The organism is Dyadobacter sp. SG02, assembly GCF_900109045.1.
GTDB lineage: Bacteria > Bacteroidota > Bacteroidia > Cytophagales > Spirosomataceae > Dyadobacter.
The window spans coordinates 207,859-222,646 of record NZ_FNYL01000005.1 but is presented as its reverse complement, the minus strand read 5'-3'; the positions used below and the strand labels follow the sequence as shown (position 1 = coordinate 222,646).

Annotated in this window: 12 protein-coding genes; 6 read left to right on the top strand and 6 right to left on the bottom strand. The window is 51.8% G+C overall.

Going from position 1 to position 14,788, the window contains the following annotated elements; all coding sequences use genetic code 11:
* Positions 1-4 precede the first annotated feature (4 nt).
* Positions 5-394, bottom strand: coding sequence for a helix-turn-helix domain-containing protein (locus tag BMW93_RS13890; protein ID WP_090376866.1), 390 nt, complete (start codon positions 392-394; stop codon positions 5-7).
* Positions 395-493: 99 nt separating this feature from the next.
* Between BMW93_RS13890 and BMW93_RS13885 the strand changes: the two genes are divergently transcribed.
* The 3 genes from BMW93_RS13885 to BMW93_RS13875 all read left to right on the top strand — a co-directional run bounded on the left by BMW93_RS13885 (position 494) and on the right by BMW93_RS13875 (position 3,139).
* On the top strand, positions 494-1,237 hold the full coding sequence (locus BMW93_RS13885) for an SDR family NAD(P)-dependent oxidoreductase (protein ID WP_090376864.1): 744 nt from the start codon (positions 494-496) through the stop codon (positions 1,235-1,237).
* A 72-nt stretch (positions 1,238-1,309) separates the two neighbouring features.
* The gene (locus tag BMW93_RS13880; RefSeq protein WP_229240427.1) at positions 1,310-1,912 is read left to right on the top strand and encodes a Crp/Fnr family transcriptional regulator; all 603 of its coding nucleotides are present in this window, start codon (positions 1,310-1,312) and stop codon (positions 1,910-1,912) included.
* Positions 1,913-2,011: 99 nt separating this feature from the next.
* A complete protein-coding gene (locus tag BMW93_RS13875; protein WP_090376858.1) occupies positions 2,012-3,139 on the top strand; it encodes an NADH:flavin oxidoreductase in 1,128 nt (375 codons plus the stop codon).
* Between the two features lie 13 nt (positions 3,140-3,152).
* Here the strand turns inward: BMW93_RS13875 and BMW93_RS13870 are convergent, their stop codons facing one another.
* The 3 genes from BMW93_RS13870 to BMW93_RS13860 all read right to left on the bottom strand — a co-directional run bounded on the left by BMW93_RS13870 (position 3,153) and on the right by BMW93_RS13860 (position 6,217).
* The gene (locus tag BMW93_RS13870; RefSeq protein WP_090376855.1) at positions 3,153-5,102 is read right to left on the bottom strand and encodes a M56 family metallopeptidase; all 1,950 of its coding nucleotides are present in this window, start codon (positions 5,100-5,102) and stop codon (positions 3,153-3,155) included.
* Between the two features lie 21 nt (positions 5,103-5,123).
* Complete coding sequence (locus tag BMW93_RS13865; protein ID WP_090376852.1) at positions 5,124-5,483, bottom strand: BlaI/MecI/CopY family transcriptional regulator; 360 nt, start codon at positions 5,481-5,483, stop codon at positions 5,124-5,126.
* 86 nt (positions 5,484-5,569) lie between these two features.
* Positions 5,570-6,217 (bottom strand): response regulator transcription factor, encoded by a 648-nt coding sequence (locus BMW93_RS13860; protein WP_090376849.1) that lies wholly within the window; start codon positions 6,215-6,217, stop codon positions 5,570-5,572.
* 472 nt (positions 6,218-6,689) lie between these two features.
* Between BMW93_RS13860 and BMW93_RS13855 the strand changes: the two genes are divergently transcribed.
* Positions 6,690-7,319, top strand: a complete 630-nt coding sequence (locus tag BMW93_RS13855) for a response regulator transcription factor (RefSeq protein ID WP_090376846.1) — start codon at positions 6,690-6,692, stop codon at positions 7,317-7,319.
* A gap of 131 nt (positions 7,320-7,450) precedes the next feature.
* Positions 7,451-8,083: a response regulator transcription factor gene (locus BMW93_RS13850; RefSeq protein ID WP_090376843.1), complete on the top strand. Its 633-nt coding sequence runs from the start codon at positions 7,451-7,453 to the stop codon at positions 8,081-8,083.
* Between the two features lie 58 nt (positions 8,084-8,141).
* Here BMW93_RS13850 and BMW93_RS13845 read toward each other — a convergent pair whose 3' ends face one another.
* Together BMW93_RS13845 and BMW93_RS13840 are read right to left on the bottom strand one after the other, a co-directional pair.
* A complete protein-coding gene (locus tag BMW93_RS13845) occupies positions 8,142-8,858 on the bottom strand; it encodes an outer membrane lipoprotein-sorting protein (protein ID WP_090376840.1) in 717 nt (238 codons plus the stop codon).
* Between the two features lie 74 nt (positions 8,859-8,932).
* Positions 8,933-11,494, bottom strand: a complete 2,562-nt coding sequence (locus BMW93_RS13840; protein ID WP_090376838.1) for an outer membrane beta-barrel family protein — start codon at positions 11,492-11,494, stop codon at positions 8,933-8,935.
* A 250-nt stretch (positions 11,495-11,744) separates the two neighbouring features.
* On the opposite strand from BMW93_RS13840, the gene BMW93_RS13835 reads away from it, so the two are divergent.
* On the top strand, positions 11,745-14,750 hold the full coding sequence (locus tag BMW93_RS13835) for a sensor histidine kinase (protein ID WP_229240426.1): 3,006 nt from the start codon (positions 11,745-11,747) through the stop codon (positions 14,748-14,750).
* Positions 14,751-14,788: the final 38 nt, after the last annotated feature.

The window sequence follows — 14,788 nt, the reverse complement described above, 5'->3', positions numbered from 1 at the left end:
CGTGTTATTTAATTGTTAATATCGGGCAACGCACCTTTCTTTTTTCGGAACCCGGGCGGTTTTCGGCGCCCCAGTCGGTGAGGATGTTGATCACCGGTTCGAGGCTTTTGCCGAGGTCCGTAAGCTGGTATTCAACCCGCGGCGGCACTTCGGGGTACACTTTGCGGCTGATGAGCCCGTCGCTTTCCATTTCTCGTAATTGGAGGATCAGGATGCGCTCGGATACGGCCGGAAGGCTGCGGCGGAGATCGCTGTACCGCATGGCGCCGTAAGCCAGGCGCCAGAGGATCGAGGGCTTCCAGCGGCCGCCGATCAGGTCCAGGGTGTAAGCCATGTCACAATTTCCATTGATCATTATTTCGTTTTCAAGGTTCGTGGAGCTCTGTTTTCGCATAACTTACATTTATGTTAGTACTTGATAATTATGTTAGTACCTGTAAAATTATGAGTAGCGGGGTAATTTTGCAATGAAATCAAAAACCAATTTATCATCATGCAAAATCTGAAAGACAAAGTCGCATTCGTAACAGGCGGTAGCCGGGGTATAGGGGCAGCCATTGTGAAAAGGCTGGCAGCCGAAGGGGCGAAAGTGACTTTTACTTACGTCAACAGCAAAGATCAGGCGGACGCGCTCGTGAGCGAGCTCGCGCAGGAAGGACTGAATGCCGTAGCGATTCAATCCGACAATAGTAAGGAAGGCGCGGTTTCGGCGGCGATAGACCAGACGATCGGGCATTACGGGAAGCTGGACATCCTTGTAAACAGCGCCGGTGTGTTTATCGGCGGCAAGGCATTTGAAGAGCACACGGTGTCGGAATACGATTACGTCATGAATGTGAATGTAAAATCCGTTTTCGAGGCATGTCTGACGGCTTCGCGCAAAATGGAGAATGGCGGACGTATCATTACCATCGGCAGCTGTATGGCCGATCGCTCCGCGGTACCGCAGGCGACATTGTATTCGGCGAGCAAATCCGCATTATCGGGTTTTACAAGAGGGCTTTCCCGCGACCTTGGGCCGAAAGACATCACGGTAAACCTGATCCAGCCCGGCCCGGTGGATACCGACATGAACCCGGCAGATTCGCAGTACTCCGATTTCCAGCGGGGCATGATGGCGATCCCGAAATACGGCCGTCCGGAGCACATTGCCGATGCGGTCGCATTCCTGGCCAGCCCGACCAACAGCTACACCACCGGTTCGGTGATCACCATCGACGGCGGCACGCTGAGCTAGTTTCGGATCGTACCGGTAGGATCGGATCGATTAGTTTCCAATATTTGCCGCGACACCAGTTCGCGAAATCCATTGGAAAAAGACCCTGCATTGCAAAGGATGATCCTCGACCATGTCCTGCGCCGCATCGAGCTCACGGCGGCGGAACAGGCCCATTTTGTTTCTCTTCTGAAAGTCAGGAAGCTGCTTGCGCGGCAATACCTCGTCCAGCAGGGCGACGTGTGCCAGTACGAAAGCTATGTCTGTAAAGGATTTCTCCGTTCATTTTTTGTGGACGGGAAGGGGAACGAGCATACCCTGCATTTCGCGATGGAAGACTGGTGGATCAGCGATTCCACCAGTTTCCATTTACAGGTTCCTGCCACACGGAACATCGTGGCGCTCGAAGCGTCGGTTTTATTACAAATAGAAAAGAACGACCTCGAACAGCTCTACAAAGACATTCCCGCATTCGAACGTTTCTGGCGCATTCTCGAACAAAAGAGCGGCATCGCCCAGGACCAACGCATCCTGAACGCCATTTCCATGACCGGCGCCGAACGGTACGAAGCGCTCATCACCAAATATCCCACCCTGGAACAGCGCATGCCCCAACGGTATATCGCGTCCTATTTAGGCATTACCCCGGTGTTTCTGAGCCAGATACGGAAGCAGTTGTCGCGGCCACCGTTGTGAGATCATTACTAATGTTAAACAACTTTAAGCCCTTTTATTAAAATACTTATACGCCCCGTCCCTGACCGTCCCGGTACTTTTGTAAGCAAAAAACAAAGTATGGAAACGATCAGCAAAACGATATTTGACGCCACGGAAATACGGGGGAGAAAACTGGCGAACCGCCTCGTGGTGGCGCCTATGACGCGTGTGAGCGCGACGGCTGCGGGTGTACCTACGCAGGAGATGACCGATTATTATGAAGCATTCGCAGCGGGCGGCTTTGGAATGATTATCACCGAAGGCACCTACACCGACGCGCTTTTCAGTAAAACCAATCACCACCAGCCGGGCATTGCCAATGGGGAACAAATGAATGGCTGGAAGCGTGTGGTGACCGCCGTTCATCGTCATCATGCACTTATTATAAATCAATTGATGCATGGCGGTGCATTGTCCGAGCGCAGTGAGGAAACGATCGCGCCTTCCGCGGTACAGCCGATCGGTTTGCGTTCGACGGATAGTTCCGTACCGGCCAGTGCGTTTCCAATGCCGCGCGCAATGGAGGCGGAGGATTTTGAGCATGTGAAAAGCGGCTACGTCAATGCCGCATTGCTGGCGTACGAGGCGGGGTTCGATGGGGTGGAGCTGCACGCAGCCAATGGTTACCTGTTCGACCAGTTTATTACGCCGCATACCAATCTTCGAACTGACGAATACGGCGGCGACGAGCGGAACCGGCTGCGGTTTTTAATGGAAGTTTATCAAGCCGTGAAAACGGCATTGCCGGACGGTTTTATCGTCGGTATCAGGGTTTCTGAAAGCAAGGTCAACGACCTCGCGTACCGCTGGCCGGGCGGAGCGGATACCGCGCGGCGAATTTTTGAGGTATTGGCCGAAATCGATCCGGATTATGTGCATATCGCAGCCGAAGGTGGTCGCTGGGAACGGGAATGCCGGTACCCCGACGGTACTTCTTCCAACAGCATCGCCAAAAGCATTCTGAAATCGCCCGTGATAGCGAACGGCGGAATGCATGATGTGGCATTAGCCGGGACGTTGCTGAACAGCAATGCGGCCGACCTGGTATCGATCGGCCGCGCAGCCATTGCCTCACCCGACTGGCCGAAATTGATGGCAGCGGGAGAACCCGTGGTACCTTTTTTCAAAGAGCTGATCAAGCCCAGCCTCACGCTTTCGCATACACGGCAGGTACGCGAGCAATGCCGCGAGTCCGCATTGTGCTGATCAGCAGGCATTGTTATTTGGCAGCGAAATCCGGCCGTTCGAAAACTTCATTGACCGGCCGGGTCTCGATCCACCAGATTTCTCTAAGCGAAGGATCGTAATATCTAGCGAGCTGGCCTTTGAGGAGCATTACCCTTTTGACTTCCTGCTTTTCGGGGATCAGGTTGCTGCTGGCGCCGTAAACCTGCCGGAAGCCATCGAGTAGGTAGGGCTCGTTTTTCAAGCGGGCCGGGTCAAAGGATTTTGCATCGATCATCTGCACATTACCTTTTATTAATGCGGCTGGTGGCGCGTCGCGGTAAATTGGGAAGGTGAGGTAAGTTATTTCGGTACAGAAGTTGCCCGGTCCCCAGTTCCTCTTTTCCTGACTTTCGTTAAGGAAATACGGATAGTTTTTGAATGCTTCGTTGATTTCGCGCGGCGTTGCTCGCTTGCCGTCGAGAAAGAGCGTCAACTCGCCTTCATAGCCTACCAGCTGTTTTTTCCGGTCGAAATACCCGCCTTTGTACAAAGTGATTACATCTTTTGACCATCGATGCGTATTGATATAACTCACCCTCAGATCCATTTCCTTTTGATGCGGTGCGAGATTTGCGAACAGATAGGCTTTGAGCTCTTCCCGGGTTTCCGACGGATCGTATCTGTCGTAAAAAGACTTTGAATCGATTGAGTACGAGTGGTTTAGCAATTCCGGGATTGCCCGCTTACGAATAAAATAATACATGAAGCTTTCTCCAAAGTCGAATCCGCCGTGATATTCCTCGCCGGTGTGGAAACTCAGGAAATGCTCAGGGTCCTCAAATCCGATGGAATACCTGTGGGTAATGCCTTTTTCGGGCTTGACAGGCAATTCAGCAAAGTAAAAACCGTCCTTGTCTGTTTTGATAGTTTTGATGTAAATGTCGTCGTGTTTGACTTCCAGTGGCAAACCCGCAATAGGCTTCCCGGTTTCGTCGAGCAGGAGCCCGGCCATATGCAGGAGATTCTTCGGTTTCCTTTTACTTACCTCCACCGGCGTACGATAGAAATTGATCACCTTTTTTCCCTTTCCCGGCACGTCCCACCGGAATGCCGCCAGTGTCACGGTCAGCAGCGGCAGAATGAACAGGAAACACGCCAGCAATACCCGCGGACTCGCATTTTTGTTCATCATCACAAATCTTTGTTTTAAAGAGTGATAACCAAACTGATTCACCAGCGAAAACTCGGGGCCGACGGCCGCTTTCAGGAGCAAATACTGATAGGCTTTTGTGTCCGGGTGGTTTTCCAATACTTTCTGATCGGCAATGTATTCCAGGTTCTGGCGGATGGCGCTGCGGATGAGCCAGGCGAAAGGGTTAAACCAGTTGATAATGCACAATATCTCCGACCAGATCACATCCAATGTATGCCACTGCTGCACGTGAATGTATTCATGCAGGATCATATCCTGCAACTCGTCGGGCTTATGCAGGTGGGGGTTGTAAAATATAGCCTTGCCGAATGAGAAGGGGCTCATTTCGAGGTCGAAATGGAAGATTTTAACGCCGTCGTCATGCGAAACAAGGCGCGATTGCGAACGTATGCGCAAATACGAGCGGACGTGTCCAAGCAAGCGCAATGTCATGAGCGCCGCGCCCGCGAGCCAGAGGTAGAAAATCCATTCGGCAAAGGTTGGTATCCATGGTTCGGAAGCTTCCGTTGGCTTGCCCGGAAAACCCGGAGGGAAGCCCGGATATTCAGGCGCGGCGATGCGGGTAATGGCAGGCACGCTTTGTACGAACGTACGTGCGGGCGTGGGCTCGGGAGCGATATAATGATTGATGTTGATGAGCGGTATCAGGAAGCAAAGCATCGAGTAAAACCGCAGGAAATGCCGGTTGCTGTCGTGAAATGTTAGCTTACGCAGTACCAGGTGGTAAAAAAGGGCGATCACGCCGAGGCTGACCGACAGTTTGAGCAGGTAATCCGGGAATGCCGACATAGCTGGAATAGTTTGGATGAATTACTTCTTTCCTTCGATCAGGCCGATGATCTCCCTCAGATCGTCGGCTGAAATCTTGTTCTTCTGCGCGAAAAAGCTCACGAGCTCCTTGTAGGAATTTTCGAAATAATCCTTCACCACACTTCCCATGAACTTTTGCTTGTAAGCCTCCTCGCTGATGGCCGGCGCATACAAATAGGCGTTGCCGATCATCCGGCTGCTTAGGTACCCTTTCTTTTCGAGGTTTTTGATAGTCGAAGCGACTGTCGTATAGGGTGGGACGGGAGGCGCCATGGCCTCCATGAATGATTTTACGCTTCCTTCGCCGGTTTTCCAGATGGCCAGCATGGCGTCCTGCTCCTGAATGGTCAATTTTTCCATAGCTACGATTTTTTCGTAAGTCTACGAATCTTTCGTAGTTATGTCAAATATTTCAACTAAAAAATTAATTGAAACTTGATAACCCATTAAATGCCAGGATTTTGACTTTTGTAGAACTGGACTTTCTTGAACATTTCGATCAGCGTCGATACTTTCAGTTTTTCGAAAATGCGCGCCTTGTAGGTGCTTACCGAGCTTTCGGTGAGGTTGAGCTTGATCGCGATTTCCTTTGTCCAATAACCTTCGATCAGCATGTCCATTACTTCCAGTTCCCGCTGCGACAGATGTTCTAGCGGGTTTTCGCCGTTGGGTTTGTTTTCGAGGGTATTGCGGAGTAGTTGCTGCTGAACGGCCGTGCTGATGTAGTTGCCGACTTCCAGCATGGACAATATTGCTTTTTTGATCTCCTCCTGGGAAGCATTTTTCGAGAGGAAGCCGTTCGCGCCCGCTTTGATATAATGTAGTGCGTAAATCTCTTCTTCGAGGCTCGAAAAGATCATGATCAAAACTTTGGGCTGTATTTCCCGGATTTTCGGGATCATGTTGAAACCTTCGCCGTCGGGAATATTGATATCGAGCACAACCAGGTCGATCTGGTTATTGGTCAGTTGGGCGAGCGTCTCACTGAAAGAGCCAGCTTCATGAACGACCACCGGGTTCAGCAAATCAAGAATCAAGAACCGGGTGGCGAGCCTGACAATCGCATGGTCTTCAACCAGTAAGATTTTTTTCATTTTTTTAAGGAGGACTTGTATTCAGTTTCCGACCGTATATAACCTTTTGTCATTCAATGGCTATCAAATAAATGCAGTAAATATTGAGTAAAACTCCTATTATTTAATGTAAAACTTATTCAGCGGTCTGTACAAGTTTACAGTTAATTAACCGCTTCGGCAAAAAAAGTTTTATCTGTCGGTGCAAAATTTCTTCTGTAAGAAGCACGGGAAAGGGGTTTTCAGGCCATTTTGGGCGCAGTTTAACGCCCTGTGGTTCATCGGCATTCTCGCGGACAGAAGATTTGAATAGAGTTTGTTTGAGATATGTTAGAGAAATTTCTACATTTACATGTAGCGACAAATGTGTAATATTTATTCTTAAATTTACATCTTTGAATTTCGAACTACTTCCATATTCGAAATAAGCAGAGTTATGACAGTTGTGACAGGGCGCGGATTGCCCTGCTGCTGTCCGCCAATCAGCCATTTTATGAATATACTCATTATCGAGGACGAACCGCTAACCGTGCTGGGATTAAAGCAGAAGATCGGCGAGATCAATCCCGTCACGACGGTGGACAACGCTTCGTCAGTCGAGAGGGCTTATGACCTCGCGAGCCGCAATATTTACGAACTGGTCATTCTGGACATCGACATCAAAGGCAAAGCCGGGGCGGGGGCGGTGGAACGCATGAAAGCATTGTATCCCGGGACGGCCATCCTGGTCATCACCGACCTCGAAGAAGGCATTTATGGTTTGCCCTATATGAAGGCGGGTGCCGACGGCTTTTTGTCCAAACTGGCCTCGTCGGCGCAGTTCGACGAGGCGATCCGCGCCATGATGGTGATGGGTAAGTATGCCAGCACAGCGTTGCAGCAGCAGATCATCCAGGAAAGCCAGATCAGCCGGTCGCTGCGGTACGTGAATCCACTCATGAGTATATCGGAAAGGGAGCGCCAGGTAATGAACCACCTGATAGCCGGTAAATCGACGGGAGAGATCGCGACCATTCTCAATATCAACAAGACCACCGTCGGAACGCACAAGATGCGCATACTTAAAAAGATGCAGGTAAATAGCCTGATTAAGCTGATCGAGAAGGTGACGATGCTGAGCTAAGCGGTTTTGCAAAAGCGCTGCCGTCGGAATATCGATATATTTCTACAAAACGGTAAGAATCTCCTTTCTGATAATATTCCTAATATTGTATGAAATAATATCAAACCCTGTCTATATCGGTTAGCACTTCTATGAAATTTCTATGTATTGAGGACCACCCGCTCATCCTGCTGGGGCTTAAAATGGTATTTGCCGAATTTTATCCCCGGGCCGTTGTAAGTCATGCCGAATCCTTCCAGGGAGCCCTGGCAATCCTGGAAAACGAGCGTTTCGACCTGGCCGTACTGGATATCGACATTCCGGGCGGCGAGAACGTAAGGATGATGAAAATGATGCGCGAAAAGCAGGCCGGTCTTCCGATCCTGATCCATTCAGCATTCGATGAGAAGGTATATGCACTGCCGTACCTCCAAGCGGGCGCGGATGGTTTCATTTCCAAACAGGCGCCGCAGGACGAGTTCCTCGTTGCCGTGCAGGCCATCCTCGACCACGGCCGTTATGTGAGTTACGACGTTCAGCAGATCTTTCTGTCCAGCTTTACCGACGTCAGCGGCCGCACCACAGGCAGTAACCCGATCGTCACGCTCTCGCCCCGCGAGCGCCGCGTAATGCAACTCATGACGGAAGGGAAATGGACGAAGGAGATCGCCGCGATCATGAACCTTAAAGAAAACACGATCAGCACTTACAAGCGGCGCATTTACGACAAAATGGAAGTAAAAGACCCGATCGAATTGTCCAAAAAAATAGCGCTGTTCAGGTGAGCAGCGCTATCGGGTATGGTGCGGATCGGGAAGTTGACCACGGTCAGCGCCGCAGGCGCTACTTCGTCGGCTTCTTGAATATCGCCGGATCTACCGGTGTGTTTACCGTTATCTTGTTCGTAATGAACGACATCGTGCCCATTTGCGCGTTGCTGATTTCCATTGTATTGGCAAATTTCACACCGTCTACTTCCTTGTAGTCGGAAAGGTCGATTTCGCCTTCATTGCCATTCATCGATACTTTCACCTTCGTGACGAGATAGGTGGCTGCATCGACGAACTCGTCGATCACCTGGCCATCGCTCGTGGTGAGTTTCAGGTGGAAAACATCCTTTTTATCGACCTGTTCTTTCCCTACGAGTTCTACTTTATTGCCTTTTTCTTTATAACTCACGAGCCCCCCGAATGGGTCAAGCGAGCTCAGTTGTTGTTTCAATTGGTCGGCGGGCATGTCCTCCGGCTCGCCGGTACCGCCCATCATGGTCGGGCGGATCATCCAGCCCTGGCCGTTATCCACGACCTGCACCATCGTATTGCCCATCACAGTCGATTCGTTGCGAACGGATTTGCCTACGACGAGCGTCGTTTTATTCGGTATTTCCATGCCTTGTACGGCCAGCGAACGATCGGTGACCACCGTGTTGATGGCCTTGATCTTGTCGAGCCCGCCGAGGGCGGCCACGTGTTTATCTACGATTTCATCCACAGTCTGCGCGTAAGAGGCAGCGGAGACGAGCGCCACCGCCATTGTCCAGATTAGTTTGTTTGTTTTCATACCGGAGTTTGAATTTGAGTTTAAACAGGCTTGTGTAAGTTTTTCGATCTATCGCTGCATGAGGAAAGTTACGTCTAGCGGGGCGTGTTTCCGCCGCCGCCCTGGCCGCCACCACCTCCTTGTTGTCCGCCGCCATCGCTTTTCACGTCGTCGTTGTTCACCGATTTGGCCTTTCTTTTCGGCTGTTCCATTGTCATTTTACCGATTTTGTAGGTAAATGTGAGGCGGAAGCCGCGATTGTAAAGATATACGTCATTTACCTGGTTGAACTGCAAGGAAGTCAATTCGGTATGCATTTTAAACCTTTTGCTCAGGAAGTTTTCAGCGGCGAGGCCAAGGCTGGCCTTTTTGTTGGCAAATTCCTTCTTCACGCCGATCGTGTAAAAGCCGAAGCCGCCCTGCTTGCCCTGCAACTGGATCTGCTGGCCCTGCATAAACCCGAAAGCCTGCGCGCCCCAGCCATTTCCGAAGGTTGCCTGGGAAAAAATACCGCCGCTCACGTTCACGCCGTCGTTATCGATTTCCTGCGAAAGACCATTCTGGCCGATTGTCTGGCCGGTAAGCTGGGTATAAAACACGTTCGCGAAAACCCCGAAGTTGATTTTGGAAGTGGCAGCGATATTGGCGAAAATGTTGGCGCCAAATGCGTGCTGCTTACCGATGTTCTCATAGGTGGTCACGATCGCTCCCGCGAGGGTATCCGAGGGCTGGCGTACCTGCGAGATCGCATTGTTGGTGAAACGGCCGAAGAATGTCGCATTCACGTACGTTTTCTTGATATTCTTGCTCAGGCCCAGCTCGTAGTTGTTGGTCAGTTCAGGGCGGAGTTCGGGGTTACCGATGGTGATGTTCTGTGGGTTGGCCGAGTTGAAGTTCGGGTTGAGTTGTTGCAAGCCCGGACGTTGGATACGGCGGTTGTAGCCCAGTTTCACCGTTGTTCCTTTGAATGTCTTCGAAGCGTTCACGCTCGGTACCAGCACACCGTAGTTACCGACACCCACAACGCCTTCGTTGGTACTCGCGTCGATGAACGTGTGTTCGTACCGCAAACCTCCTTTGATCGTATACCGTTTTTTAGTGGTATAGGTATAGGAAGAGTAGGCTGCCGCGATATTCTGATGGTAAGTCAGGTCACCGGCCGGCTGGTCCGTTTCGGGGCGGTAATCTCCGGTTGGTTCGGCGATCAGGAAGCTGTATTTACTTGTAACCTCCCGGAAAATGCCTTTTCCACCGAACTCCAGCATTTGGTTTTTCTTGATAGGTGTCTGGTAATCCGATTGAAACGTGAATTCCTGGTTAATGCTCTTGTTGAGGTTACGCTGGCGCGAAGTCAGTTGTTTTTCCTCGAAAATATCGGCGTCGAAATCGTTGGTCAGGTCGTTGCGGCTGTACAGGGTCGACACGCTCCATTCCTGCTGCGGTTTGAATGTATGCAGGTAATCGACGTTCACGTCCACGGTTCCTGAAAGGTTGTCGGCCGCCACGTTGCGTGCAGAAGTGGCATCCGTAGTACCGGTTTTCATCAGGCGTGTCGCCAGATCCTGCTGGTTGGAGAAGTTTCGCACACCATATTTCACACCGGCCGTGAGGCTCTGATTTTTGGCAATGTCGTAGTCGAAGCCAAGGTTATAGTTTCCGAACAAACCGTGGCTTGAACCATCGCCTGTCTGCTGCGTGGTGGTGGTAATGCCTTCTACGGTACTGGTTTGTTCCAATGTGGTTTTGGTAACCGTGTTATACATGCCGCGTCCGAACCCGCCGATCGTAAAACCGGCTTTGCCTTTGCGGTAACCGCCGTTCAATGCGAGCATCGAGCCGCGGTTGCCGACACCTGCATCGATGTTCAGGTTAAGGCCTTGGAGCGAGTTCTTTTTGGTAATAATATTGATAATACCGCCCGAGCCTTCCGCGTCGTATTTCGCCGAAGGACTGGTAATCACTTCCACCGACTTGATCTGATCGGCCGGGATTTGCTTCAATGCGTCGGCCACGCTGTTGGCGATGATGGTACTGGGCTTGTTATTGATCAAAACGCGGATATTCTGGCTGCCGCGGAGTGATACGTTGCCGTCGAGGTCGACGGTAAGCAATGGTACCTTGCGCAATATATCGGTAGCGTCGCCGCCTTTCGCGGTAATGTCCTTTTCCGCATTATACACCAGCCTGTCCACCTTTTCTTCGATCAATGCGGCCTGGCCGGTTACGGTCACTTCGTTGAGGGTTTTGGTATTAGAGCCGAGGCTGATCGTACCGAGATCCACATCCTGGCCTTTGCCGAGCTTGATGTTGTCGATCGTTTTATTGGCATAACCAATGAAGGAAATAAGTACTTTATAGTCGCCGGCGGCAAGTTTGGTTAATGCGAACTTCCCTTTTTCATCGGCTACCGTTCCGTCCACAGCCTTGTTGTTGACCTTGTCGTACAATGCAACACTCACAAATTCAATGGCTTTCGAAGATGCTGAATCTACAACGGAACCGCTTATCTTGGCTGATCCCTTCGGGCTTTGGTCGCCGGCGGTACCCGGCAGGGCTTTCGGTTGGCTGCTTCCTGCTGCGGGAAACTGGGCAAATGCCGGTGACAGGAGTGAGCTGGCGAGGATGGAAACAATGAGGAGAATTCTTAGCATTTTCATGGTTTTAGTAAATGACCCGACAAAAATGGGTGCGCGCACGCAGGCCTGAAAGGAAAATATGACAAAGGCCGGAATATAGGGGATGGATGAAGGGATCGGCACGATGGGCGAAAAGTGAAACCATTGCCCGAATCCTTCCGCTGACTAAGAAAAGCGGCAACTTACTGAACGGTTTTTCCATTCGTGTTTTAAATTGTAAAACTTGCATCAGTCGAAATAACTTTTGTCCCGTCCGAATCAGGTGGATTTTGTGAAACGTATCTGTGTGAGTCTACTAATGCTGCTGGCAGCACGCTTCGGTTGCTACGGGCAGCTGCCGGGTTTTAATGTCCAGCTGTTGGGCGACAAAAACGGCATCCAGACCGCCAATGCGTCGAGGATCGTCCGCGACCGTTATGGTTTCCTGTGGATTCTTTCGCCCAGGCATATCCAGCGTTTCGACGGGCAGGATGTGCGCAGGATCGAAACGGAGGGCGAAAACCTGCTCGATATCGCTTCCGACAGCTCCGGTACGATCTGGACGACATCGGACAGCGGGATACGGAAGTACCGGATCGGCGACCGCTCGCTCCGCAAGGTACCGACCACAGGCCCTGCCATGGCGCCCCTCAACAAGCTGGCCCGGTTGCAGGTGACGCCCGACAACCAAATCTGGGCCAATGCAGGCCGCGGGCTGTACCGCTACGACCCGCGCACCGATTCATTCCGTTTCCAGGGATTGCCCGGATTGTCCGACCATTACTATTACCGGCGCATTTTCAGCCGGAGGGGTTATCAGTTGTATCTGGCGGACATCAAAACCTTATTTTGTTTTGATACTAAAAATAATCGGGTCCGGCAGGTGCCGCTTGCCGACGTGCGTTCGGTGGTGCCCGTGAGCGAGGACGTGGCCTGGGCGAGTAACAACCTTTTGCAGACATTCGAAATCAATTTTGCTACGGGTTCGGTCACGCGTATAGCGCCCGCAAGCGTGCAAAACCCTAAGGGCATTCCGCTGGCCGAACTGATCAGCATTACACCGCTCGGTGCCGGTCGCAAACTGGTGAATACGACCAAGGGCTGCTATCTGTACGATAATAAAAGCCGGATATTCAGCCGTGCCATCCTTTTCGATTCGGGCAAGGTGCTGCCTAACGATGAAAATTATGCGGATTTTCATGATCATGACGGCACGCAATGGATACTGGGCCAGGACGGGGTATTGTTTTTCAGGCCGCAGGCGCACACGATCGGCTGGCTCAACGGCTTCCCGGGGGCTGACCCGAATCTTAGTAACAGCATTAAATCCATTGCCGAGGACGGCCTGGGCAATATATGGCTAGGCACCGTGCGGGGTGTTGCCGTGCTCGATATCCGTACCGGGAAAATGAGTGCAGTGAGGCCGGCGGCGTGGGAATCGGTGCAGGCGCGCGAGGTGAGGGGCCTCGCTTTTGACGGGAAAAATCTGCTGGTTGTTCCGAGTGGCGATTTGCCCCAAATCCTCGACCCGCTTCGCAGGACATTCACGGGCATGCGTTACCCGGCCGGTGAGGCAGGCGAAGCGCTGCGGAAAAAGTTGATGAATGAGACGATCGGCACGCTCGTTTCCATACCGGGCGGCCATTTCCTGATTACGGGTGAGCTCGGTTGCTACAAAGTGGAGGCAGGCTTATACCGCATTACCGAAATGCCGGTGGAAGGATTTGAGAAATTGATCCAGACGGCAGTGCGCGATGCGCGGGGCAATTACTGGATGGGTACTTACGATGGACTGCTTGTGGCTAGTCCCGGGTTCGGGAATGTGGCTGCCGACAGCGATTTCGCGCCCGGGAAGCTGGTAGGAGCTGTTTTGATGCAAAACGATTCCACGGCCTGGTGCGGTTCGGTGGGTCTTTATGAGGTGGTTAGAAGAGGTAATGTGTTGAAAAAGAAGAAGATCTTCCCGGAATTGGCCAATCAACGCATTTCGACGATTCACCGGGATCAGGCCGGCCGGATCTGGATCGGGGCGGACGACGGCCTGTACCTGCTCAACCGGAACACCAGCAAGCTGCAATGGTTCGATTTCAGGGATAATATTCAAAACAAACCTTTTAATACGAATGCATTACTGGAAGCGTCCGATGGTCGCTTGTACGTGGGCGGGCTGAACGGGTTAAACTACTTTGACCCCAACCTGCTCAAACACCGCGAAGAAAAGCTGAATGTGCTCATCGCCAACGTGCGGGTGAACCAGGACGATTCGCTGCTCACCGAGAACCAGAAGCCGCTCACCTTGAACTGGACGCAAAATTCCGTAGAGATCCAGTATTTGACGCCCTATTTCCGCAACCCGGAGAAACTGATGTACCGCTACCGGCTCACGGGCCTGGATGATAGCTGGGTAGATAATGCACGCAACAGCCGCGTCAGGTTTTCGTCGCTGCCTCCCGGGCAATATGTGTTTTCGGTCGCGGCCAGCCTGGATGGCGTCGCCTGGTCGGAAACGGCGACGCCGCTCTCTTTTGTCATCTTGCAGCCCTGGTGGCAGACGTGGTGGTTTATCGTAACGATCGTGGCCATGGTAACGGCGCTGGCTTACTGGCTTTTCAAACGGCGCGTAAAGGTGATCAGGCGGCAAACCGAGTTGCGCGAGCACATGGCAGACCTCGAAATGCGTGCGTTACGGGCTCAGATGAACCCGCATTTCATCTTCAACTGCCTCAACTCTATTAACCGGTACATTGTCAAGAGCGATAATGCGACGGCGTCGCTTTACCTGACGCGTTTCGCGAAGCTGATCCGCCTGATACTCGATAATTCCAACAGTAAGAAAGTGCTGTTATCGAACGAGTTGGAGGCATTGAGGTTGTACATTGAAATGGAGCGCATCCGCTTCGACAACAAGTTTGACTACCACATGATCGTCGACGAGGACGTCCATACCGATTCGATCGGTGTGCCGTCGCTGATCATCCAGCCTTATGTCGAGAATGCGATCTGGCATGGCTTGCTGCATAAGGAAGGCAAGGGTAGCCTGTGGGTGCGGATACGGATGCTGGACGAGAACACGCTGGAATGCGTGATCGAAGATAATGGGGTAGGGCGGGAGAAAGCCGCGGAGTTCCGGAGCAAATCGGCAACCGGCAAGAAATCGCTCGGAATGAAGCTGACCGAAGACCGCATTGCCGTGCTGAACCAGTATGCGCAAACCAATGCGAGCGTCGAGATCGTGGACCTGGAAGACGATAACCGCGTGGCCGCCGGTACCCGGGTCGTGGTGGTGATTCCGGTGTGAAGATATGGAATGAAGGAAAATCTGAAAAAAGAAAAGAT